This window comes from Xylophilus sp. ASV27 (assembly GCF_016428875.1).
Lineage (GTDB): Bacteria > Pseudomonadota > Gammaproteobacteria > Burkholderiales > Burkholderiaceae_C > Xylophilus.
The window spans coordinates 1-23502 of sequence record NZ_JAELTO010000075.1 but is presented as its reverse complement, the minus strand read 5'-3'; the positions used below and the strand labels follow the sequence as shown (position 1 = coordinate 23502).

The 23502-nt window shown below is 67.2% G+C and carries 19 protein-coding genes, 2 tRNA genes and 1 pseudogene; 6 read left to right on the top strand and 16 right to left on the bottom strand.

Going from position 1 to position 23502, the window contains the following annotated elements; all coding sequences use genetic code 11:
* The 3 genes from JHD63_RS25015 to JHD63_RS15555 form a co-directional block, all read left to right on the top strand.
* Positions 1-884: IPTL-CTERM sorting domain-containing protein (locus JHD63_RS25015; RefSeq protein WP_370590536.1), on the top strand; the 884-nt coding region annotated here is incomplete at its 5' end.
* A 48-nt stretch (positions 885-932) separates the two neighbouring features.
* The gene (locus tag JHD63_RS15560) at positions 933-1094 is read left to right on the top strand and encodes a hypothetical protein (protein WP_198971723.1); all 162 of its coding nucleotides are present in this window, start codon (positions 933-935) and stop codon (positions 1092-1094) included.
* 49 nt (positions 1095-1143) lie between these two features.
* Complete coding sequence (locus tag JHD63_RS15555; protein ID WP_255519295.1) at positions 1144-1386, top strand: IS3 family transposase; 243 nt, start codon at positions 1144-1146, stop codon at positions 1384-1386.
* A gap of 123 nt (positions 1387-1509) precedes the next feature.
* Here the strand turns inward: JHD63_RS15555 and selD are convergent, their stop codons facing one another.
* From selD to JHD63_RS15475, 16 genes are all read right to left on the bottom strand, one after another.
* Positions 1510-2586 (bottom strand): selenide, water dikinase SelD, encoded by a 1077-nt coding sequence (gene selD, locus JHD63_RS15550; RefSeq protein WP_198971719.1) that lies wholly within the window; start codon positions 2584-2586, stop codon positions 1510-1512.
* A 311-nt stretch (positions 2587-2897) separates the two neighbouring features.
* Positions 2898-2990 (bottom strand) — tRNA-Sec (locus tag JHD63_RS15545).
* Between the two features lie 207 nt (positions 2991-3197).
* Positions 3198-5114: a selenocysteine-specific translation elongation factor gene (gene selB / locus JHD63_RS15540; protein WP_198971718.1), complete on the bottom strand. Its 1917-nt coding sequence runs from the start codon at positions 5112-5114 to the stop codon at positions 3198-3200.
* Entirely contained in the window at positions 5111-6547 is a 1437-nt protein-coding gene (gene selA / locus JHD63_RS15535) for an L-seryl-tRNA(Sec) selenium transferase (RefSeq protein ID WP_198971717.1), read from the bottom strand. Before selA ends, selB begins: the two co-directional genes overlap by 4 nt.
* Entirely contained in the window at positions 6548-7489 is a 942-nt protein-coding gene (gene fdhE, locus JHD63_RS15530) for a formate dehydrogenase accessory protein FdhE (protein WP_198971716.1), read from the bottom strand.
* A gap of 86 nt (positions 7490-7575) precedes the next feature.
* Positions 7576-8280 carry a formate dehydrogenase subunit gamma gene (locus tag JHD63_RS15525; RefSeq protein WP_198971715.1) on the bottom strand — a complete coding sequence of 235 codons (705 nt, stop codon included), beginning with the start codon at positions 8278-8280 and terminating at the stop codon, positions 7576-7578.
* The gene (gene fdxH, locus JHD63_RS15520) at positions 8258-9241 is read right to left on the bottom strand and encodes a formate dehydrogenase subunit beta (RefSeq protein ID WP_198971714.1); all 984 of its coding nucleotides are present in this window, start codon (positions 9239-9241) and stop codon (positions 8258-8260) included. Before fdxH ends, JHD63_RS15525 begins: the two co-directional genes overlap by 23 nt.
* A 2-nt stretch (positions 9242-9243) precedes the next feature.
* Positions 9244-12312, bottom strand: coding sequence for a formate dehydrogenase-N subunit alpha (gene fdnG / locus JHD63_RS15515; protein WP_198971713.1), 3069 nt, complete (start codon positions 12310-12312; stop codon positions 9244-9246).
* A 216-nt stretch (positions 12313-12528) separates the two neighbouring features.
* The gene (locus JHD63_RS15510; protein ID WP_198971712.1) at positions 12529-13413 is read right to left on the bottom strand and encodes an isocitrate lyase/PEP mutase family protein; all 885 of its coding nucleotides are present in this window, start codon (positions 13411-13413) and stop codon (positions 12529-12531) included.
* A gap of 31 nt (positions 13414-13444) precedes the next feature.
* Positions 13445-14659, bottom strand: coding sequence for an ABC transporter substrate-binding protein (locus JHD63_RS15505; RefSeq protein WP_198971711.1), 1215 nt, complete (start codon positions 14657-14659; stop codon positions 13445-13447).
* A 52-nt stretch (positions 14660-14711) separates the two neighbouring features.
* Complete coding sequence (locus JHD63_RS15500; RefSeq protein ID WP_370590534.1) at positions 14712-15455, bottom strand: ABC transporter ATP-binding protein; 744 nt, start codon at positions 15453-15455, stop codon at positions 14712-14714.
* Positions 15439-16290 carry an ABC transporter ATP-binding protein gene (locus JHD63_RS15495; RefSeq protein ID WP_198971710.1) on the bottom strand — a complete coding sequence of 284 codons (852 nt, stop codon included), beginning with the start codon at positions 16288-16290 and terminating at the stop codon, positions 15439-15441. The genes JHD63_RS15500 and JHD63_RS15495 overlap by 17 nt, the downstream gene beginning before the upstream one ends.
* The gene (locus tag JHD63_RS15490) at positions 16287-17261 is read right to left on the bottom strand and encodes a branched-chain amino acid ABC transporter permease (RefSeq protein ID WP_198971709.1); all 975 of its coding nucleotides are present in this window, start codon (positions 17259-17261) and stop codon (positions 16287-16289) included. The genes JHD63_RS15495 and JHD63_RS15490 overlap by 4 nt, the downstream gene beginning before the upstream one ends.
* A gap of 11 nt (positions 17262-17272) precedes the next feature.
* Entirely contained in the window at positions 17273-18136 is an 864-nt protein-coding gene (locus JHD63_RS15485; RefSeq protein WP_198971708.1) for a branched-chain amino acid ABC transporter permease, read from the bottom strand.
* A 16-nt stretch (positions 18137-18152) separates the two neighbouring features.
* Complete coding sequence (locus JHD63_RS15480) at positions 18153-18686, bottom strand: 3-isopropylmalate dehydratase (protein WP_198971707.1); 534 nt, start codon at positions 18684-18686, stop codon at positions 18153-18155.
* Complete coding sequence (locus JHD63_RS15475; protein WP_198971706.1) at positions 18683-19981, bottom strand: 3-isopropylmalate dehydratase large subunit; 1299 nt, start codon at positions 19979-19981, stop codon at positions 18683-18685. Before JHD63_RS15475 ends, JHD63_RS15480 begins: the two co-directional genes overlap by 4 nt.
* Before the next feature lie 160 nt (positions 19982-20141).
* Here JHD63_RS15475 and JHD63_RS15470 point away from each other — a divergent pair, with 160 nt between their 5' ends.
* From JHD63_RS15470 to JHD63_RS15460, 3 genes and pseudogenes are all read left to right on the top strand, one after another.
* On the top strand, positions 20142-20960 hold the full coding sequence (locus tag JHD63_RS15470; RefSeq protein ID WP_198971705.1) for an IclR family transcriptional regulator: 819 nt from the start codon (positions 20142-20144) through the stop codon (positions 20958-20960).
* Between the two features lie 597 nt (positions 20961-21557).
* A tRNA-Gly gene (locus tag JHD63_RS15465) sits at positions 21558-21631 on the top strand.
* A gap of 238 nt (positions 21632-21869) precedes the next feature.
* Positions 21870-23375, top strand: a pseudogene (locus JHD63_RS15460) (tyrosine-type recombinase/integrase); the annotation flags it as partial.
* Between the last annotated feature and the right edge of the window lie 127 nt (positions 23376-23502).

Here is a 23502-nt window from a genome sequence, read left to right as displayed (position 1 = left end):
TAACCGCGAAGGCCCGCATGCCGGTCCACGTGACCCAGGCCTTCGCTCAGGTGCTCCAGATAGCTATCGAAGCGCTCGGCTGCATTCATCGATCCTCCAAATCGAAGTCCGGAAGATCGAATTGTGATATTTATGACACAGTAAGATTAAGAAAATATCTATCTGTTGCATATGGTGAGACCATTGAATGTTCCACATTGCTAAGAATTGCAAACAACGCATATACTGCATTTTTCTATAACTTGATAGTTTTAATAATGTCCGCACTGCTCCGTAGGTTCGTGCTTTGTGCCCTCGCAGCTCCCGTTCTGGCCTCTGCGGCGACTGTGGTGAGCTGCCCGGCCAACACCAGTACAGGTGGTGACGGTCTGTCTCGGTCCTTCTATCTCCCTGCCTATTCCGCAGGAACCCTGGACACCGTCACGGTGAACTACCACGCGTCTACAACAGGCACGTACACCGTTGCGTTGGAGGCGAGGCTCAACGCCTTTGATGGCACGGTGGTAGGGACTGCCAACGCAACTGCCAGTGTGACAAACGGCACGGCTGGTGGCACACCCGTTACCTTCAATTTTGGCAATGCATCGATTCCCGCCGGCTCGACGATAGCCTTTAAGCAGACGCTGTCCGCAGGGCCAGGTAGTCTTTCGGTTAACACAGGCGCTACACCTTGCACGGGCACCGTTACGCAGACAAATGGCTCAACGCCGCCGCTGGACACGGTTCGGCGAGCTACTTTGGCTATCACGGTCACTGGCAACGTTGCGCCTGTTGGCGGTGCGGGTGCAGCAACCGTTCCTACGCTTTCGCAGTGGGGACTGCTGCTGATGTCGGGCGTGCTGGCAGTTTTTGGCTTCGCCTACACGCGGCGGCGCGCTGGTTAAGGAAATCCTGCAAAACCTCGATGGCGGCCTGATAGAAGCAGCACAGCCATGGCATCCTCGCAAGCCATGAAACAAAGCAGCCTTGACCTGAACCTGAGCACCAAGAAGACGCGCAAGCAAGAACTGCTGGCCCAGATGGATGTGGTGGTCTCCTGGGCTCCAGCATGCTTGAGGCAGCGCTCTCGTGGACCAGTTGCGCCGCCGGCCTGATCGTGCATTCCGACCATGTTGGCACTACAAGGTGCAGCCCTACCGAGCAATGCTCGTGCGACACGGAATCAAGCAAAGCATGAGCCGCAAGGGCAACTGCTTCGATAACGCGGCGATTGAAAGCTTCTTCGGCACCCTGAAAGCCGAGTACTTCCATCTCGAAAGGCCCGACAGCATTGATACGCTCGAAGCGGGCGTGCATGATTACGCTTACTACTACAACCACGAGCGCATCAAGCTCAGGCTGCAGGGGCTCAGTCCGGTTGATTACCGATCGAGAAGCACCGCCTGATCGGCGGAATCGTGACCGTCCAACTTCTGGGGGTCAGTTCAAACCCGGGACCGCTCAGTTTGCGCCTTGCAGTTCATCCCACACCAGGGCGCGCGCCATCGCGGGGATTTATTCAGCGTCGTCTCAGAGAACCTCGACCCGCGCCGGGCCGGCCTGCATGGAACCCACCACCGCCGCTTCGGCAAACCCCTGTCCTGCGAACAGTTCCAGCACCTTCGCCGCGGCCTCGGGCGCGCAGGCGACGAGCAGGCCGCCCGAGGTCTGCGGATCGGTCAGCAGCGCGCGCAGGGCCGGCGTGGCGCCGGTCGGCAGGACCACGTCGCCGCCGTAGGAGGCCCAGTTGCGGCCCGATGCGCCGGTGGCCACGCCCTGGTCGGCCAGGGCCTGCACGCCGGGCAGCAGGCGCAGGCTGGCGCTGGCGATCCGCGCGGTGAGGTCTGCGCCGCGCGCCATCTCGAGCGCGTGGCCCAGCAGGCCGAAGCCGGTGACGTCGGTCAGGGCATGCACCCCGTCCAGTTGCGCCAGCGCCGTGCCCGGCCGGTTGAGCTGCGTGGTGCTGGCGATCAGGGCCTCGTAGCCCGCGGCGTCGAGCTGCTGGTTCTTCAGCGCGGCCGACAGGATGCCCACGCCCAGCGGCTTGCCCAGGATCAGCACGTCGCCGGCGCGGGCCGTGGCATTGCGCATGAGCCGGGCCGGATCGACGATGCCGATGCCCACCAGCCCGTAGATCGGCTCCACCGAATCGATCGAATGCCCGCCCGCCAGCGGAATGCCGGCGGCGCGGCAGATCGACTCGCCGCCTGCGAGGATGCGCGCGATCACCTCGGCCGGCAGCACCTTGACTGGCATGCCGACGATGGCCAGCGCCATCAGCGGCTGCGCGCCCATGGCGTAGAGGTCCGACAGCGCGTTGGTGGCGGCGATGCGGCCGAAGTCGAACGGGTCGTCCACGATGGGCATGAAGAAGTCGGTCGTGGCGACGATGGCCTGGTGCGCGTTGATGCGGTAGACGGCGGCGTCGTCGGCCGTCTCCGTGCCCACCAGCAGGTCGGGGAAGACCTGCGGCGGCAGGTTGCTGCGGCGCAGAAGGTCCGCCAGTACGCCGGGCGCGATCTTGCAGCCGCAGCCGCCGCCGTGCGAGAGCGAGGTCAGCCGCGGTGCGGCGGGAGGGGGAGAGGGGGTCGATGTCGTGAGGTCCATGGTGTGTTACTGCCTGGGCGTAGATGTCTTGCCAAGTCTATGGGCTCACGGTACGCCGATATGCACCGCCGACGGCCGCCTCGACGAGCCTGGGGCGGGGCTTGAGTTGCCCTGCAGCCGTGCCCAGCCGCTCAGCGGGTCCGCACCGAAGAAGAGGATGCGGCCTGGACATGCCGGCCAGCGCGGCGCCAATCTTGAGGCGAACGATCAGTTCATCTGCCATGCATCATGCGGGTTTTGCCCTGTGCTGCACGCCATGTTTGAGCGCTCCTACGCCTCCTTGTACCGTCGCCTGGCAGAGGCGGCAAAGGCGGAAGGCAGCAGGAGTCGAACCTACCAGGGAGCGGCTGACGCCCCCTACCGGGTTTGAAGCCCGGGCGCACCACCGGGTGCGTATGCCCTCCTGGAATGAGGCGGATCCCCAGGCTGCGCGCTTGGCGTCTTCGCCGCCCTCTTTGCGGGGGCCCATCGCGCGCATTGCCATGGACAACTCGGAAGGAGCGGGAATTGTAGGCGGCCGCGCGCTGCGCCATTTTGCTATTTTATTTGTAGCACTATGCCAAGGTTCCACCTGGGCTTCAGGCACTTTTGAATCATATTCTGGGCGATTTCTACGTCCACGATGCGCCCGGCCGCAGCAGGTGCGCATCGCGCACGCGCCGCGTGTAGCCGGTGCGGTCGAAGAATTCCAGCACCTGGATCGCGCGCTTGCGGCCCAGGCCGGTGGCGTCGCGGAAGGCGTGCGCCTGGACTTCGCCGCGCGGCGCCTGCGCGGCCAGTTGCGCCACGAGGGCCGCCAGCGCCGCCATCTGGGCCTGTGCATAGAACAGGTCCTTGACGACCTGGAACACCGCGCCGCTGCGCGCGAGCTTGCGCAGCAACTGGCGCACCGCTTCTTCTGTCGCCGCGTGCTCGCGTGCCAGGTCCCGCACCCAGGGCGGATCGAAGCCGCCGGCCTGCAGCGCGGCCAGCAGGCGCTGCGCCAGCCTCTGCTCGTGCGGGCCGAGCACCACCTGATGGCCGGGCAGGTGCAGCCAGGCCCCGCTTTGCGCCAGGCTGCCATCGGCCAGCAGGGCGGCCACCAGGCCGCGCCAGAGCGCGGCATGCGCGGCCTCCACCCGCCCCGGCAACGCCATGCGCTGCAGGCGTGGGCTGTTCACGCCGGGCTCGTCGGGCATGCGCTCGTGCAGGCGTGCGAGCGTGGCCCGCACCGTCTGGCGCAGCCGCTCCCAGTGGGCCTGGGTGATCAGCAGGGCGTCGTCGCCGCCGAGCGGCAGTGCCACCAGCCCGGCCGGCAGCGCGATGTGTTCGGGCGGCCGTGCCAGCAGACGTACCAGTTGCGTGCGCGCCAGGCCCAGCGGGGCGCCGGCCAGCAAGGGGGACGGGTCGCCGGTCCTGGCCGAGGCTTCCAGCGCATCGAGGGCGGCCAGCCGCTCGGCGCTGCGCCGCTTGCGCGCGGGCGCGAACGGGTCGATCACGCTGCCGCCGGCGATGGTCTGGCTGGCCTGGGCGTTGCGCAGTACCAGGCGGTCGCCGGGCAGGGCGAAGACCGGTGCGCCGAACACCAGTTGCACCCGCGCCTGCGTGCCGGGCGCCAGGCGTTCGCCCTCCAGCAGCGCCACGTGCGCCACGTGGTGCGCGGTGCCCAGGTGGGCATGCACCGGCGCCCACTGGGTGAGGGCGGGCGCATCGGGCAGCAGGCGCAGGCGCACGTCGATGCGCTGCGTGGCCTGCAGCGCGCGCGCGTCGGCCAGCCAGTCGCCGCGCGCGATCGCCTCGCGGGCGATGCCGGCCAGGTTCAGCGCGCAGCGCTGGCCCGCGCTGCCGCTGGCGCTTTCGCGGTTCTGGGCATGGACGCTGCGCACCCGCACCGGGGTGGCGCTGGCGGAGTGCAGCAGCGTGTCGCCCACGCGCACCGTGCCGCCGAACACGGTGCCGGTGACCACCGTGCCCTGGCCCGCGAGGGTGAACACGCGGTCCACCGCCAGGCGGAACAGGCCGTCGCTGCGGCGCGCGGGCTGGGCCTGCGCCACGGTGTGCAGGTGCGCCCGCAGCGCGGCCACGCCGGCATCCGCGGGATCGGTGGCTGCGGTTTCGAACACCGCGGCCCGCGCGAAGGGCGTGGCGGCGAGCAGGCCTTGCAGTTCGGCGCGGACCTCGGCGATGCGGCCCGGGGGCACGCGGTCGGCCTTGTTCAGCGCCACCGTGGCCTGGGCGACGCCCAGCAGTTCCAGGATGGCCAGGTGCTCGCGGGTCTGCGGCATCACGCCGTCGTCGGCGGCGACCACCAGCAGCGCATGGTCGATGCCCACCGCACCCGCGGCCATGGTGTGCACGAAGCGCTCGTGGCCGGGCACGTCGATGATGCCCAGCACGTCGCCATTGGCCAGCGGCGTGTAGGCATAGCCGAGTTCGATCGAGATGCCGCGCGCCTTCTCTTCCTTGAGCCGGTCGGTGTCCACGCCGGTGAGCGCGCGCACCAGCGTGGTCTTGCCGTGGTCGATGTGGCCGGCGGTGCCGATGATCATGCAGTGCGGCCCTGCAGCAGTTCCGCCAGGCGCGGCAACTGGGCCGTGAAGGCGGCTTCGTCCGCGGCTTCCAGGCAGCGCAGATCGAGCCAGAGCGCGTTGTCGGCGATGCGGCCGATCACCGGGCGTGGCAGTGCGCGCAGCGCCGCCTCCAGGCGGGCCAGTTGGCGTCCGCTGCGCCTGCCCTGAGCCGGGCGCAGCGCCAGCCCATGGCTGGGCAAGGTGTCCACGGGCAGGGCGCCGCTGCCGATCTGGCTGAACAGCGGGGCGGCTTCGGCGCCGAAGTCCGGGCCGACGGCCTGCCGCACCGGTGCCAGCAAGGCCTCGGCACGGGCGCGGATCTGGGCCTGCGGCCGGGTCAGCAGGCGCAGCGTGCTCAGCCGCTCGGCCAGGAATTCAGGCGCCAGGTACAGGCGCAGCACCGGCTCCAGCGCCGCGAGCGTGAGCTTGCCCACACGCAGGGCGCGCTTGAGCGGGTTCTTCTTGATGCGGGCGATCAGGTCCTTGCGGCCGACGATCAGGCCGGCCTGCGGGCCGCCCAGCAGCTTGTCGCCGCTGAAGGTGACCAGGTCGGCGCCGGCCTCTATCGTCTCGCGCACCGTGGCCTCTTGCGGCAGGCCCCAGCGCGCAAGGTCGACCAGGGTGCCCGACCCCAGGTCCACCGCCAGCGGCAGGCCGTGCGCATGGGCGATGCGCGCCGCCTCCTGCCCGGACACGTCGCAGGTGAAGCCGCTCACCGCGTAGTTGCTGCAGTGCACCTTCATGAGCAGCGCGGTGCGGGCGGTGATCGCCTCCTCATAGTCGCGGGCGTGGGTGCGGTTGGTGGTGCCCACCTCCACCAGTCTGGCGCCAGCGCGCGCCATGATGTCGGGAATGCGGAAGGCGCCGCCGATCTCCACCAGTTCGCCGCGCGAGACGATCACGTCCTTTCTCGCGGCCAGCGCATTGAGCGTGAGCAGCACGGCCGCCGCGTTGTTGTTGACCACGGTGGCGGCCTCGGCGCCGGTCAGTTCGCGCAGCAGGTCTTCCACCAGGTCGTCGCGGTCGCCGCGCCCGCCGCTGGCCAGGTCGAATTCGAGGTTGGCGGGCGTGGTCAGGGCGCGCAGCACCGACTGCACCGCCGCGTCGGGCAGCAGGGCGCGGCCCAGGTTGGTGTGCAGCACCGTGCCGGTGAGGTTGAAGACGCTGCGCAGCCGCGGGGCGAAGCGGGCCGCCAGCCGGTGCCCGCAGGCTGCGGCCAGTTGGTCTTCCGCGAGGGCCTGTGGCGTGACCTCGCCCGCCAGGACCCGCGGACGCAGCGCATCGAACTCGGCGCGCAGCGCGTCGGCCACGGCACTGTGGCCGTAGCGCTCGGCCAGGGCGCGCAGCGGCGCGGCGGCCAGCACCCGGTCGAGCGAGGGCAGGCGCTGCGCCGGGGCAGCAGGGGGATTCATTCAGATCGCCAGCAGCGGGTTGCCGCTGGCGCGCGAAAACTCGGTGTCGCCCATCAGCAGATCCAGCGTAAGGCTTGCCAGGTCGTCGGCCACCGGGTCCACGAACGGGTCCTGCTCCTGGTTCACCAGCTTGCGGTAGGTGTGGCACTGCTCGCAGGTTTCGGCCAGCACGGCCTGCCGGGTATCGGCCTTGCCGGCCGGCTCGGCCTGTGCATTCTGCAGGCCCTGGTAGCGCACGCCCTTGGTGGATTCGCAGTGGCTGCATTTGACGCGCACCATGTGCCACTCGGTGGCGCAGGTGCCGCAGTGCAGGTAGCGGTGGCCGCCGGCGGCGCCGCCGATGCGCAGCACGCTGGCGACCGGGGCGCTGCCGCAGACCGGGCAGATGGTGGGGGGTTCGGCAAAGGGCACGTCCTGCACCGGCAGCGCGGCGGCGCGGGTGGCGAAACCCACCTGCAGCGCGGCCATGACCAGCGGCGCGGCGGCCAGGTCTTCGCGTCCGGGCCCGCCGGCCAGCACCTGGCGGGCCAGCGCGTCGAGGGCGGCGCCGTCCAGCGCGGCGAGGTGGGTGAAGACGGTTGACAGGCTGGCGGGCACGGCGGCATCGCCTTGCAGTTCTGCCAGCAGCGCGCGCAGCGTGTCCTGCCATCCGGGCGGCAGGTTCTCGGCCGCCGGCAGCAGCGGCATGCCGTGGGCGCTGGCCCGCTGCGCCACGGAGGCTTCGAGCGGTGCGGGCTGTGGGGCGCGGGATGCGAGGTGATGCTGCGCCTCGACCAGCCGCGCGGCAAAGAGCAGGTAGTCCGCGATCGCATGCCCACCGGCCAGCTGCCGCAGGCGCGCGGCGCGCTCCTGGAACAGCGTGGCCAGCTGGGGCAGGCGCACGCGCGGGAAGTCGATGTGGTCGAGGGCTTCGATTTCGCCGGGCTGGAGAATGCGTTGCACGGGCAATGTCCAAAGTTGGGGGGCAGGCCAAAGACAAAGCGCCGGGAAGGCCCGGCGCTGTGCACTGAAGGATGACACGCCCTAGTCTATTCGCGCCGCCCGCGCGCCAGCGAGCGTTCGCGTTCCACCACTTCGCCATACCACTTCGCATGGTGCTTGCGTGCCCAGGCATAGGTGACCCAGCCCTGGGTCATGGCGCGGATGGCCCCCTTGATCCAGATTGCGGCATAGATGTGGACGATGATGGAGCAGATGATCACGAAGCCGAAGAACGCGTGCAGCAGGGATGCGGCGCGGATCACGCCAACCGGGAAGAAGTGGCTGAAATACGCCCGCCACATGACCAGCCCGGTGAGCAGCAGCCCCAGCATGCTGGCCAGCATCACCCAGAAAAGCACCTTCTGCCCGGCGTTGTAGCGGCCGATGGGGGGCAGTTTTTCCTCGCGGTTGGCGAGCACGTCGCCGATCTGGCGTATCCATTGCACGTCGCCGCGCTCCATTACGTTGTGGTGCCAGAAGCGGATCACCAGCAACATGAAGGACACGAACATCACCACGCCGATGAAGGGATGCAGGATGCGTGTCCACGGACCGCCGCCGAAAAGGGCGGTGAGCCAGAACATGGCCGGGTGAAACAGCGCCAGGCCCGACAGCGCCAGCAACACGAAGCAGATGGCGGTGATCCAGTGGTTGCTGCGTTCGTTGGCGGTGTAGCGCTGGATCACCGGCTGGTCGTGCACGGTGGCGAAGTCGCGCGCAGTGGGGCGCTCAGCCTTGGGGGTGCTGCTCATGGCGGGCCTCCTGCTGGTGAACCTGGGCCAGGGGATCTGTGTTCACGCCCGCATCCCTGCGGCGCGCGAGGGCCTGGGCATCGGCGTCGTCTTCCTCGTGCTCGTTGGTCTCGTTCGGGCCGACACGGGTGTAGTGGAAGAAACCGGCCAGCGCGGTCAGCGCCATGCCGGCGAGCGCCAGCGGCTTGGCTGCGCCCTTCCAGAGGCTGACCATGGGGCTGATCTTCGGCTTGTCGGGCAGGCCGTTGTACAGCGACGGCTTGTCGGCATGGTGCAGCACGTACATCACGTGCGTGCCGCCGACGCCGGCCGGGTCGTAGAGGCCCGCGTTGGCGAAGCCGCGCTCCTTCAGGTCCTCGATGCGCTCTTCGGCCTGGTCCTTCATCGCCTTCTTGGTGCCGAACATGATGGCGCCGGTGGGGCAGGTCTTGACGCAGGCCGGCTCCTGGCCGACCGCGACCCGGTCCGAGCACAGCGTGCACTTGTAGGCCTTGTGGTCTTTCTGCGAAATGCGCGGCACGTCGAACGGGCAGCCGGTGACGCAGTAGCCGCAGCCGATGCAGTTCTCCTCGTGGAAGTCGACGATGCCGTTGCTGTACTGCACGATGGCGCCGGGCGAGGGACAGGCCTTCAGGCAGCCCGGGTCTTCGCAGTGCATGCAGCCGTCCTTGCGGATCAGCCATTCGAGGTTGCCGCTTTCCTCGTTCTCGTACTCGGTGAAGCGCATGACTGTCCAGGCGTTGGCGGTGAGGTCGCGCGGGTTGTCGTAGATGCCGGTGGAGGTGCCGACCTCTTCGCGCAGATCGTTCCACTCCATGCAGGCGGTCTGGCAGGCCTTGCAGCCGATGCACTTGGAGACGTCGATCAGCTTGGCGACCTCGCCCGAGGCCGGCTCGCGCACGCTGGGCGAGGGCAGGGTGGTGGCCGAGCGCCGTTTGATGTCGAGGGATTGCAGGGACATGGTTAAACCTTCTCGACCTTGACCAGGAAGGTCTTGAACTCGGGCGTGTTGGTGTTGCCGTCCCCGACGAAGGGCGTCAGCGTGTTGGCGATGAAGCCGGGCTTGGTCACGCCCTTGAAGCCCCAGTGGATCGGGATGCCGACGTGGTGCACCGTGCGGCCCTCGATCGCCATGGGCTTGATCCGCTTGGTGACCACCGCCACGGCCTTGATGTAGCCGCGCTTGGAAGACACCTTGACGAAATCACCGGCCTTCACGCCGATCGACTGCGCCAGCGCCTCGCCGATCTCGACGAACTGCTCGGGCTGTGTGATGGCGTTGAGCAGCGCGTGCTTGGTCCAGTAATGGAAGTGCTCGGTCAGGCGGTAGGTGGTGCCCACGTGGGGGAACTCCGCGGCGCTGCCGAAGCTCGCCCATACGTCCTTGAACACCCGGGCCGCAGGCGAACTGGTGGCCGCCTTGTTGTTCGGGTGCATCGGGTTGTAGCCGAGCGGTGTGTCGAAGGGCTCGTAGTGCTCGGGGAACGGGCCTTCGGCCAGGCCCTTGCGCGCGAAGAAGCGCGCCACGCCCTCAGGGTTCATGATGAACGGCCCGGCGCCCGCGTCCGGGGCGGAGGTCACGACGAAGTCGGGCACGTCCGCGCCGGTCCAGGCACTGCCGTTCCAGCTCACCAGCGTGCGGTGGGGGTTGAACGGCTTGCCCGCCAGGTCGCAGGAGGCGCGGTTGTAGAGGATGCGGCGGTTCGCCGGCCAGGCCCAGGCCCAGTTCAGGGTGTTGCCGATGCCGCTCGGGTCGGAGTTGTCGCGCCGCCCCATCTGGTTGCCGGCCTGGGTCCAGGCGCCCGCGAAGATCCAGCAGCCGCTGGCGGTGGTGCCGTCGTCGCGCAGCTCGGCAAAGCCCGAAATCTGCTCACCGGCCTTGCGCAGCACCTTGCCCGGATCCTTCGGGTCCGTCAGATCGACCAGCGCGCGGCCGTTGTACTCCTTGGCCAGTTCCTCTGGCGTGGCCTCGCCTTCGTGGGCGTAGGGCCAGGACAGCTTGAGGATCGGGTCCGGGTACTTGCCGCCGTCCTTGCGGTACATCTCGCGCATGCGCAGGTACAGGCCGGACATGATGGCCACGTCGGTGCGCGCCTGGCCGGGCGGCTCGGCGGCCTTCCAGTGCCATTGGAGCACGCGCGAGGAACTGACCACCGAACCCTCCTCTTCGGCAAAGCAGGTGGTCGGCAGGCGGAACACCTCGGTCTGGATCTGGCTGGCATCGACGTCGTTGTATTCGCCGTAGTTCTTCCAGAACTCCGACGTCTCGGTGGCCAGCGGGTCCATGATGACCAGGAACTTGAGCTTGGCCAGGCCGTCGCGCACGCGGTTCTTGTCCGACAGCGCGGCCAGCGGGTTGAAGCCCTGCGCCAGGTAGCCGTTGACCTTGCCCTGCTTCATCAGCTCGAAGATCTGCAGCATGTCGTACTGCTTGTCGAGCTTGGGCAGGAAGTCGTAGCCCCAGTTGTTCTCGGCCGTGGCATTGGCGCCATACCAGGCCTTCATCAGACTGACGTGGAACTTGGGGTAGTTCTGCCAGTAGCTGACCTGGCCCGGACGCAGCGGCTTCTGCGTGCGCGCGGCGATGTACTTCTGGTAGTCCTGCTCGTTCTCGTTGGGCATGGTCAGGTAGCCCGGCAGGCTGGCCGACAGCAGGCCCAGGTCGGTCAGGCCCTGGATGTTGGAGTGGCCGCGCAGCGCATTCATGCCGCCGCCGGCCACGCCGATGTTGCCCAGCAGCAACTGCACCATGGCGCCGGTGCGCAGGATCTGCGCGCCGATGGAATGCTGGGTCCAGCCCAGCGCATACATGATGGTGGCCGCGCGCCCGGGCACCGCGGTGGAGGCGAGCTTCTCGCACACGTGCAGGAACTTGGCCTTGGGCGTGCCGCAAATGCTCTCCACCTTCTCGGGCGTATAGCGCGCGTAGTGCCGCTTCATCAACTGGTAGACGCAGCGCGGATGCTGCAGGCTCGGGTCGACCTTGGCGAAGCCGTCCTCTCCCAGTTCGTAGTCCCAACTGGCCTTGTCGTAGGTGCGCTTGTCGGCGTTGTAGCCCGAGTACAGCCCGTCTTCGAAGCTGAAATCCTCGCGCACGATGAAGGCGAAGTCGGTGTAGTTCCGGACGTACTCGTGGTGGATCTTGTCGTTCGTCAGCAGATAGTTGATGACTCCGCCCAGGAAGGCGATGTCGCTGCCGGAACGGATCGGCGCATAGAAGTCGGCCACCGACGCCGAACGGTTGAAGCGCGGATCCACCACCATGAAGTGCGCCTTGTTGTGCGCCTTGGCCTCGGTGACCCACTTGAAGCCGCACGGATGCGCTTCGGCGGCATTGCCGCCCATGATCAGAATAACGTCCGCGTTCCTGATGTCCACCCAGTGGTTGGTCATCGCTCCTCGGCCAAACGTCGGGGCAAGACCTGCCACCGTCGGGCCGTGTCAGACACGGGCTTGGTTGTCGAATGCGAGCAGTCCCCAACTACGGGCGATCTTGTGGGTGATGTAGCCGGCTTCGCTGCTGGCCGCGGAGGCCGCCAGCATGCCGGTGGTGAGCCAGCGGTTGACGCTCAGGCCTTCGGCGGTCTTCTCGACGAAGTTGGCGTCGCGGTCGGCCTTGAGCAGGCGGGCAATGCGGTCCAGCGCATCGTCCCACGAGATGCGCTGCCACTCGCTGGAGCCCGGCGCGCGGTACTCGGGATGCAGCAGCCGGTTGGGGCTGTTGATGAAGTCCAGCAGGCTCGCACCCTTGGGGCAGAGCGTGCCGCGGTTGACCGGATGGTCCGGGTCGCCTTCCACGTGGACGACCGAGCGCTTGGCATTCTTGGCCCCGTCGCCCAGGGAGTAAATCAGGATGCCGCAGCCGACCGAGCAGTAGGTGCAGGTCTGTCGCGTGACGGTAGTGGCTGCGAGCTTGTACTGCCGCACCTCGGCCAAGGCCGTGGCGGGCGAGAAGCCCATCAGCACGAGGCTGGATCCAGCCAACGTGCTGCCAGTCACTTTCATGAACTGGCGTCGTGAGAGTTGCACCATGGGATACCTTTTTGATGAGGCTTATCCCTGTATCTTAGCCCGGTGTTGTTTTCCTGCCGGCAAGGGTCGGAATTACCGGCGCTGCCTCCATGGGCTGCATCGGTTCCACCGTGCAATGCATGGATATTCCGTGAGCCGATGTATTCGCACAGTATTCATGCGTCTGCAGCGATGTACCCTGCCGTACATTGCGCCGGCGCGAGCCTGGCGTCGTGCCTATTGCCCCTGGGCCGCTACCTCGTAATGCGCCTGCCGTTGCTCGACGGCGTTCCAGCCGATGATGTCCTTGAAGGCCGGCATGCTGGTCTGACCGCTCGGCAGGCCGTCGACATCGCCCGTGCGGCGCTCGGCCAGTACCTGCAGGTTGGCCTGCAGCGCATGCACCGTGCTCATGAGCGTGACGATCGGATAAGTGGCAAAGCCTGCCACCGACTCGATCTGCGCGCGGCTCAGCCTGGCCATCCACAGCCCCTGCATCAACTGCAGCGACAGTCGCCGGCCCGTGGCTTCCTTGAGCTTCACCAGATCGTCGAAGCCCTTGAAGGTGCGCGAGATCGGCTGGATCAGGTCGGCGCCGGCCTCGGCGTACTGGCAGGCACGATCGATCGCCTCCGACGGGTCGATGGCGTCGGTGCGCGCCACGATCAGGAAGTCGGGGTCCTGGCGCGCGTCCACCGCGGCGCGGATCTTCGCGACCGCCTCGTGCACCGGCACCAGCGGCATGGTGCTGGCCGCCGCGGGGCAACGCTTGGGGCTGAACTGGTCTTCGAGGGAGATGGCGGCCACGCCCGTCTTCTCGAACTCGCGCACGGTGCGCGCGACGTTGATCACGTTGCCGTAGCCGGTGTCGGCGTCGGCAAAGATCGGCTTCTTCACGATGTTGGCGATGCGGTTGACCACGCCGACGTTTTCCGTCAGCGTGTACAGCTCCACATCGGGCTGGCCCAGCAGCGAGGCCGAGATGCCGAAACCGGTGGTGAAGATGCCGTCGAAGCCGGACTGGTCGACGAGCAACGCGGAGAGCGCGTCCTGCGCGCCGGCCATCCAGAAGGTGGGCCCGGAGGTGATGCGCGCGCGCATCGTCTTGCGAACGGAGGTCATGGGGAGGGTGCTTCCTGAGAGGAGGGTGGAATCAGCGCTTGACGGGGTCGATGTAGCCACCGAGCGAAACGAACTTCTGGTCCTTGAGTTCCATCAGCGCCACGCCGGTCTGGCCGCGGCGGGCATAGCCGCCGGCGCTCAGCGGCTGGAAGGAGATCTTCGGCCCTATCTTCTGGTCGAAGTCCCTCATGCCGTCGAGCGCGGCCACCACCTTGGCGCGGCTGGGCTCGTTGCCGGCGCGCTTGAGCGCCTCGACCGCCACGGCCGCGGCCGAGTAGCCCATCAATGCCGTGGAGGAGGGCGCCGACTTCGGGTACAGCCTGGCGTAGCGCGAGAAGAAGTCCTTGATGGCGGGGTTGTCGCCTTCCACCGCGTCGTAGTACGAGGCGACGTACAGCTTGGCCGGACTCTTGCCCAGCAGCTCGACGAACTTGGGGTCGTTCAGGCCGCCCGCGCCGAACACGGTCGGCTTCCAGCCGAGCTTCTCGGCGCCGCGGAAGAACAGCACCGCCTCCTGACCCAGCGCATAGACGATCACCACGTCGGGCTCGGCCTGCTTGAGCTTGAACACCTGCGAGGTGATGTCGGTGGCGAAGCGCTCGAAGCTCTGCGCCTCCACCAGCTTCAGGCCCTGCTTGTCGAGCTGCCTGACCGCGATGTCGTAGGCCGGCTTGCCCCAGCCGTCGTTCTGGTAGAGCATGGCGATCTTCTTCGCCTTCAGCTTCTCCACCGCATAGTCGATGTAGGCGGCGGTTTCCGTCGACTGCGGCGAAGGCAGCACGTACAGCAGTTCGCGCGGCGGCGTGCTCGTCAGGTCGGAGATGCTCAGCGCGCCGATGGTCGGCACCTTCTTCGTCGAACTGTATTCATAGGCGCTGATGTTGGTGGCGTGCCCGATGTTGCCCACCATCGCGAACACGTTGTCGCGCTCGATCAGCAGCTTGGCGTTGGCCACCGACTTCGCGGGCTTGAGCTCGTCGTCGTAGGTGATGAGCCTGATCTTGCGGCCGTTCACGCCGCCCTGTTCGTTCACCATGTCGAAGTAGGTGCGAATGCCCTCGTCCACCGCCTTGCCCATGTAGGCCAGCGTGCCCGACATCGGCTGAGACGAGCCGAGCACGATCTCCTTGTCGAGCACGCCTTCGGCCTTGTTCTCGAACGCAAGGGCGAGCGTCGGCAGTGCGGCGACGCCCAGCAGTGCGGCGGTGGTGGCGAGTACCGTGCGGCGCGAAGCGATGTGTTTCATGGGGGGTGTCTCCTGTCGTTGATGTGGGGAAATGGGTGGATGGGGTGCGTGCTCAGCCGCCCAGGTAGGCGCGGCGGATGTCCTCGTTGCCGGCCAGCTGCGCCGCCGGCCCGTGCATGACGACGCGGCCGGTCTCGATCACGTAGCCTTCGTCGGAAATGTCCAGAGCGATGTCGGCGTCCTGCTCCACGATCAGCAGCGTGAGCCGCTCGCGGTCGCGGATGTCGCGCAGCGTGGCGAAGATGGCGTCCTTCATGATGGGTGCCACGCCCATCGAGGGCTCGTCGAGCATCAACAGGCGCGGCTTGGCGAGCAGGCCGCGCGCAATGGCCAGCATCTGCTGCTCGCCGCCCGACAGCGTGCCCGCGCACGAGGCGATGCGCTCCTTCAGCCGCGGAAAGTAGCCGAGCACGCGGTCGATGTCCTCGCGCACCTCGGCGGCCGGGCGGGTGTAGCCGCCGAGCACGAGGTTCTCCTTCACCGACAGCTGCGCGAACACCATGCGCCCCTGCGGCACGTGCACCACGCCGCGGCGCACCAGTTGCTCGGCCGGCACGTTGGCGACGCTGCGGCCGTCGAAGACGACGGTGCCGCCAGCCACCGGCAGCAGGCCGGAGAGCGCGCGCATCAGCGTGGTCTTGCCCGCGCCGTTGGCGCCCAGCACGCACACGATGCCCGCGGCCGGCACCTCGATCGATACGCCGTGCAGCGCGCGGATCTTGCCGTAGGCGGCGCTCAGGTTGTCCACGCGCAGCAGCGGCTCGCCGCGCTTGAGGGAGTCAACGGCGTTTGCCACTCTTGCCTCCTCCGAGATAGGCCTCGACCACGGCCGGGTTCTGTTCGATCTCGCGCGGCGAGCCCTGCGCCAGGAAGGCGCCGTTGTGCATCACGGTGATGGTGTCCGAGATCGACATCACCAGCGGCATGCTGTGCTCGATGAGCAGCAGCGTGGCGCCCGTGGCGCGTTGCAGCCGGCGCAGCGTGTCGCCCAGCGCGTCGATCTCCCGGTTGTTCATGCCGGCGGCCGGTTCGTCGAGCAGCATCAGCCCCGGCTCCAGCGCCATGGCGCGTGCCAGTTCCACCAGCTTCTGGGTGCCGTAGGGCAGGTCGCGCACCAGCGTGTGGGCGTGCGCGCCCAACGCCAGGCTGTCGATGATCTGCTGCGTGCGTTCGCGTTGCTCGCGTTCCTCGCGGCGCTGGCGCGGCAGCCGCAGCAGCGCCTCGGCCAGCGTGCAGCGCATGGCGCCCGAGCGCGCGATGAGCACGTTGTCGAACACCGTGAGCTCGGAGAACAGCTCCAGGTTCTGGAAGGTGCGTGCGATCCCCAGGCGCGAGATCTGGTGCGCCTTGCACTTGAGCAGGTCGTGTTCGCCGGTGGGCGTGCGCAGGCGCATCGTGCCCTTCTGCGGCGTGTAGAAGCGGCTGATGCAGTTCAGCATCGTGGTCTTGCCCGCGCCGTTCGGGCCGATCAGCGCGTGCACGGTGCCGGGCATCACGTCGAAGCCCACGTCCTGCACGGCGACGATGCCGCCGAAGCTCATGCGCACGTCCGACAGGCGCAGCAGGGGCGCGCCTCCGGGACCGGGCTGCGCACGGGTGGCGAGGGGCGCGCCGTCGATCAGTGCCCTCATCGCGATACCTCCGTACCCGCAGCCGTGTCCGCGCCCGGCAGCTTCTTGCGCTTGAGCAGGCTGGCCAGCCCGTCGGGCAGGAACATCAGCGCCAGGATCATCGCCACGCCGTAGAGCGCGCGCTGGAACTGGTCGAAGCCGAAGTAGGTGAGCAACTGCGGCGCACCGATGACGAACACCGCCCCCAGCACCGAGCCCATGATCGAGCCGAGTCCGCCCACGATCACCATCGACACGAAGCTGATCGACACCATGATGTTGAACAGCGATGGGTCGATGAAGCGCACCACCGGCGCATACAGCGCGCCCGAAAGGCCGGTGTAGAAGGCGCACACGCCGAAGGCGATGAGCTTGAGCCTGGTCGCGTTGAGCCCGAGCGCGCGCGAGGCGGTCTCGCTGCCCTTGAGCGCGAGGAAGCCGCGTCCGAAGTGGCTCTGCGACAGATTGCGCGCCACCCACAGTGCCGCGCCCAGCACCGCTGCCACGAACAGGTGGTAGGCCCGCTCGCCGAGCGCGAAGCCGAACAGCGTGGGCCCGGGCGCGCCCATGCCGTTCTCGCCACCCGTGAGCTCGCCGCCGGACTTGGCGATCTCCACCGAGATCATCACGAAGCCCAGCGTGGCGATGGCCAGGAACACCTCTTCCAGACGCAGCACCGGCAGCGCCAGCAGCACGCCCACCACGGTGGCGACGGCCGCCGCGATGAGCATCGACAGCACCAGCGGCACGCCGAAGTGCGTCGTGAGAATGGCGCTGCCGTAGGCGCCGATGCCGAAGAACACCGCGCCGGCCATCGAGATCAGGTTGGTGTAGCCGGTGAGGATGTTGGTGCCGAAGGACGCGAGCGTGTAGATCAGCACCAGCGTGAAGATGTAGAGCGCGTAGCCGCCCGGCACGAGCGGGGCGAGCACGAAGAGGGCAATGAACACCAGCGGTGCCAGCCAGGGCCGCGAATCGAAGATGCGTGTCATGGCGTGCCTGCTCAGACTTTCTTGACCTGGCGCCGCGCCAGCAGCCCGTGGGGGCGCAGGATCAGGATGGCCAGCATCACGATGAAAGGCACCGCGTCCTTCCATTCGGAGGACAGGTAGGCGCCGGTGAGGTTGGAGGTCACGCCGATGATCACGCCGCCCAGCAGCGCGCCCGGCATGCTGCCGATGCCGCCGAGCACGGCCGCCGCGAAGGCGAAGTGCAGGGCGCTCTGCATCATCGAGAAATGCACGAAGGTCAGCGGCGCGATCAGCAGGCCGGCGGCCGCGGCGATCACGTGCGACAGCGCCCAGGCCAGCGAGTAGATGCGCTTGATGGGAATGCCCATGAGCCGCGCGGCGGTCGGGTTCTCCATGGTGGCCTGCATCGCGATGCCCAGCCGCGTGAAGCGGAAGAAGGCGAAGAGGGCGCCGGCCAGCACGGCGCACACGCCCAGGATGCCCAGGTCGATGCCCGAGACGATCACGCCGCCCACGTCGATGGGCGCGGCCGGGAACACGCTCGGCAGCTCCTGCGTGTCCTTGCCCCAGATCCAGATGGCGAGGTCGCCGAAGATCAGGAACAGGCCCAGCGTGCAGATGGCCGACGACAGCAGCGCCTTGCCGATGAAGCGCCGGATGATGAAGCGCTCGATCAGCATGCCCAGGGCCGCGCCGAACAGCAGCACGACGGGCACCACGGCCCACATCGGCAGGCCCAGGCGCACCAGGGTGTACGCGGTGAAGGCCGAGAGCATGGCCGCCTCGCCGTGCGCGAAATTGAGGATGCCGGTCGCCTTGAACACCATCACGATGCCCAGGGCGATCAGTCCGTAGATGGCGCCCAGGGCGACGCCGCTCACGATCATCTGCAGCATGCGGTGCGCTCCGGGCTCAGGCCGCCGCAGGGGTGTCGCCTTGCCGCGCGAGCCGCGCCTTCAGGTACGGGATGAAGCCGCCCGCTTCGAGCGTGCCGCGCTCCACCGACGACAGGCGCTCGAAGGGCAGCGACCTGCCGCTGGCCACATGCGTCACCGTGTTGGCCTCCCAGTCGACCTTGAGTTCGTCCCAGCGCCTGCAGATCTCACGGATGCCGGGGCAGGTGACGAGTGGAAAGCCCATGCTGATCTCGCCGCGGAAGAAACCCGGCGAGAACGACTCGGCGATCACGCCCGCCACGCCCAGGTGGCGCATCGCGCGCATGGCCGGGTAGTGCGGATGGCCGTAGCCGAAGTTGTGGCCGCCCACCAGCAGGTCGCCCTTCTTCACCGAGGCGGCAAAGGCGGGGTCGTAGCTCGTCATGGTGACGGCGGCGAGCTCGTGGATGTCGGTGATCTTGATGTTCTTGATGCCGACGATCAGGTCGATGTCGAAGTCGTCTTCCTCGAAGATCCAGGCCGCGCGGCCTTGCAGGTTCGGCATGCTCATGCGGCGCTCCCTTCGAGAGCGCGGGCCTGCGCGGCCTGTGCCAGGTAGGGCCGGGGGTCGGCGATGCAGCCTTCGAGCGCCGAGGCCGCGACCACCGCCGCGTTGCAGATGAAGATCTCCGAGTCGGCGCTGCCCATGCGCCCGGGCGTGTTCAGCGTGCCGGTGGACACCGCGCGCTGGCCGTCGGTCATGGTCGCGATGCGGCCGTAGCAGTAGTCGCAGCTCGACGAGCTGATGAACGCGCCGGCGTCCACCAGCGTCGAGATGAGTCCTTCCTTCGCCGCCTGCGACATGATGGCCTGCGAGGTCGGCACCACGTGCAGCTGGAAGCCGGGCTTGATGCGGCGCCCGCGCAGCACGTCGGCCGCGGCGCGCAGGTCCTCCAGCCGGCCGCTGGCGCAGGAGCCGAGGTAGCCCGTGTGCACCTCCAGGCCCGCGTACTCGCTCAGGTCGCGCGTGTTCGCGGGGCTCGGCGGCGCCACGACGATGGGCGTGAGCGTGCTCACGTCGATGGTCACTTCGCGGTCATACACGGCGTCGGCATCGGGGTAGACCGGCGCGAGCGCGATCTTCGAGCGGCCCTCGGCATAGGCCAGCGTCTTCGCGTCGGGCGCGATCAGCATGGTGGTCGCCCCCAGGAACATCGCCTGGCCGCAGATGGTCTGGCGGCCCTCGATGCTCATGGCGTCGATCACCGGGCCGCACAGCTCCACCACCTTGAAGCGGCACGACGACGGGCCCAGCACGCGCACCATGTGGTGAAACACGTCGCGCGCCATCACGCCCGGCTGCAGCGTGCCGGTGAGTTCGATCTTCACCGTGCCGGGCACCGTGAGCGCCATGGTCTCGCTCACGAAGGTCTCCAGCACGCTCTTGCGCGCGCCCATGGCCAGCGTGCCGAAGGCACCCAGCTGGCTCACGTGGCCGTCGAAGTGCACCGCGAAGGCGCCCGGCGTGGCGTAGCCCAGTTCGGCCGACACCTGGTGGCCGATGCCTTCGCGCTCGTGCACCGGCACGCCCTGCTCCTTGCCCCAGGCGCGGGTGACCTTGTGCAGCTCTTCTTCCTTGGGCGCGGTGGCCGGGACCATGTGATCGATGAAGAGCACGAAGCGCTCGGGGCTGGGCACCTTGTCCACGCCGAACTCTTCGCGGGCTTCCCTGAAGAACATGTCGGTGTAGCCGGGGAAGTCGTAGGCGATCACGAAATCGGGGCGGGCCAGCACTTCTTCGCCGGCGCGGACGCTGGCGCGTCCGGCCACGCGGGCCAGGATCTTCTCGGTCATCGTCTGGGGCATCGGCATTCCTCGTATATCCACAATGTGGTGATATGTGCTGTCGTCTTACGTGAATTACAGGCGCGAAGGCCCAAGGCCTCGGCTAGGGTTGACCCTTAAATATCCACAATGTGGGTGCAATATAAAGCGACACCCAGGGTGAAAAAGCGAAGGAGTGAACATGGCAGGCAGGCAATCGCCACAAAGTGAGAGCACGCGCACCGGCACGCAGAGCATCGAGCGCGTGGTCGGCATGCTCCGCGTCGTGGCGTCGCGCGGCCGGCGGGGGATGCGTATCGGGGAAATCGCGGCCACTAGCGGGCTGCCGCAATCGACCTGCGCGCGCATGCTGGCGCGGCTGGAGATCGAAGGGCTGGTCGATCGTGACGCGGCGACGCGCAAGTACTTTCTTGGGCCGTTGCTGCACGAACTGGGGCTGCTCGCACGGCCGCGCTACCGGCTCAGCGAACTATGCGACGGTGCCCTGCACCGGCTGGCCGATCTCACGCAGGACACGCTCTACCTGAGCGAGCGCAGCGGCATGGAGGCGGTGTGCACGAACCGCGCGCTGGGCGACTACCCGATCAAGGCGATGCCGCTGGACATCGGCATCCGGCGCCCGCTGGGCGTGGGCGCGGGCGGGCTGTCGATGCTGTGCGCCATGCCCGAGGCGGAGGCCGAGGCCATCATCCAGGCCAACGGCCACCGCTACGAGAAGTTCGCCTCGTTTACCGCTGATTTCCTGCGCGACGCGGTGGCGCAGGGCCGGGAGCGTGGCTATTCGTTCCTCGACAGCGCGGTGACGCCGGGCACAGGCGCCATCGGCATGGCGTTTCCGAAGGACAACCCGGTGGGTGCCATCAGTATCGCGGCCATCTCGGGGCGGCTCGGGCCGGAACGCCGCGAGAACATGGTGCGTGAGTTGCGCAGCGAGGTCCGCAGGATCGAGGCCGCGTTGCTCGGCCGGCCTTCCTCTGCCCGTGCGTCCGAAGACGACTGACGCGTCCGCCGGGGCGCCAGCCTGCTGCGATCAGGCCCTTGAAACCTTCTCGCAGTCTCTATCTCCAGTGCCGACCGGGCTGAAACGGGCCTGCAGCCGATGTTCTGTCAATCCTCGGAGGACACGCGCTGCATGAATTTCCATAGAAATACCCCGGCACTGCTCCCCGGTTCCCGGACCAGCATCAACTCCCAGGACTGCGCTGCTGCCACACGGGGTTCGCCGCCATTTGCGTGACCGCACTTACCAGCGACGAGGTGCGCCGCACCCGTCGCACGGCATCGCGCGCAAGCAGGTAGGCCTGCATTTGCCGCTCCGACATGAAAGGTATTCCATCGGGCCGCACGCGCCCGCTCTGCGGGCCTGGGTTTCCTGCCGATGAGGGAGCCTGGGAACGCGAATTCATGGTCAATCAAACCCCTTTCTCTGTCTGGTCGAGCGAACGGCCCGCGTGAAACGAAAAATCCGTCCCCGAGATGGGAGCCTGCCCGCGCATTTCAAGCGGTGAGGCGTGTGCAGATGCAGTTGGCGCGCCCGCGCCAGCCCGGCCGGCCGAGCGGCGATGGCCCGCTGGATCACGCTAGAATCCGCAGCTACGCGGGTGTAGTTCAATGGTAGAACGGCAGCTTCCCAAGCTTCATACGAGGGTTCGATTCCCTTCACCCGCTCCACTGCATCAATCCACGGAAATCCGTGGAGGTCCATGAAGCGCTGCAAATCGTTGTCACCAAACGACTTTTCATCGAAGCGACGTTCCAGGGGCATCCACTGAAATCCACCTGAATCCGGGACTTATGGGCCCATTTTTGGGCCCATTTTCACGGGTACGGCGGCTTCCGGATTGTTGCTAGAGGCGCGAGGCTGATGTGACCAGCATCCAGTTCCTGACGAATGTTCAGGAGCTAGAGCATGGTGCTATCAGACATGGCTGTCCGGCGCGCGAAAGGCACCGGCAAGGCCTACGACCTCTACGACACGTTGGGCTTGTACTTGGCCGTCACCGCCAACGGTGGCAAGAGCTGGCACTTCCGCTACTACTGGCTGAACAAGCGCAAGCGGATGTCGTTCGGCACCTATCTGGAAGTGTCGCTGTTCGAAGCCCGCGCGCTTCGCGACGAAGCACGGGCCTTGGTCGCCAAGGGCATCAACCCCCGTGTTCACCGCAAGCAGAAGCGTTCGGTTGCCAAGCTCGCCGGTGAGAACACCTTCGAGGCCGTGTACAGGAAGTGGTTCGCCCATCGCGAACTCAGCCTCAAGAAGGGCCGGCAGTGCACCGCCTCGGTACTCCTGCGCATCTTCGACAAGGACGTTCTTCCGTTGTTGGGCAAGCGCTCGATCTACGAGATCAAGCGGCCCGATCTGCTGGAAGTGATCGCCAGGATCGAGCGGCGCAAGGCACTGTCCGTTGCCGAAAAGGTGCGGACCTGGCTCAACCAACTGTTCCGTTATGCCCTGGTGGCCGTGCCGGGCCTGGAACAGAACCCGGCCTCTGATCTCGATGTGGTCGCGGTGCCGCTGCCACCCGTGAACCACAACCCGTTCCTGCGCATGGCGGAGCTACCGAAGCTGCTGCAGCGGCTGCGCAAGTATCGCGGCAGGCTGCGGACTCAACTCGGACTGCGGCTGCTGTTCCTGACCGGCGTGCGCACCGGCGAGTTGCGGCTGGCGACGCCGGACCAGTTTCACCTGGACCAGGGACTGTGGATCATCCCGCCCGAGGTCGTGAAGCAGTTGCAGATGGACATGCGCAGGAAGCGTCAGCAAGCGAAGGACATCCCGCCCTACATGGTGCCGCTGTCGGTGCAAGCCATCGAGATCGTCCGGCACATGCTTTCTGAGTTCAAGCCGGCCCAACGCTATCTGTTCCGAGGCGACTGGGATGTAAAGGGGCAGATGAGCGAAAACACGCTCAACACCGCCCTCAAGCGCATGGGCTATCGCGACCTGCTGACGGGGCACGGCATCCGCGCGACGATGTCGACCGCACTCAACGAGTTTGGCTACCCCAAGGCCTGGGTGGACGCGCAGCTCTCCCATGTCGATCTCAACAAGGTCAGTGCCACCTACAACCATGCCGAGTACGTGGAGCAGCGGCGTCGGATGATGCAGGACTGGGCGGATCGACTCGATCTCTTCGAGCAGAACCTGGTCGAGGCGGCCAGCATGCCGCTGACCATTCACTTGGAAGGCGCACCCGCCGTCTCCAACGAGCAGACCACCAACGCCGCGCCAACCAAGACAGCCGCGACGTCCCCGATCCTGCTGGTCACGAAGCCTGGCGATGCGATGCCGCTGGTCTCCGCCGCCGCGCATCGACTGTCTGCCGTTGCGTTGCCTCAGCCTGCGGTGGCGACGCCGCTCTCTGATGTCCAGCGCGAGCGGATGGAACTGATCGAAGTCTTCGAGTCACCGCACTGTTGATTTCCACGCAGAAGTGACCCACTAACCCCCAGGATTTCCATCCAAACCTGACCCACGTACTAACCCTAACCTGCTGCTTCGTTGAGCAGCAGGAGACCAGGAGTGATAGACGTGGCAACAC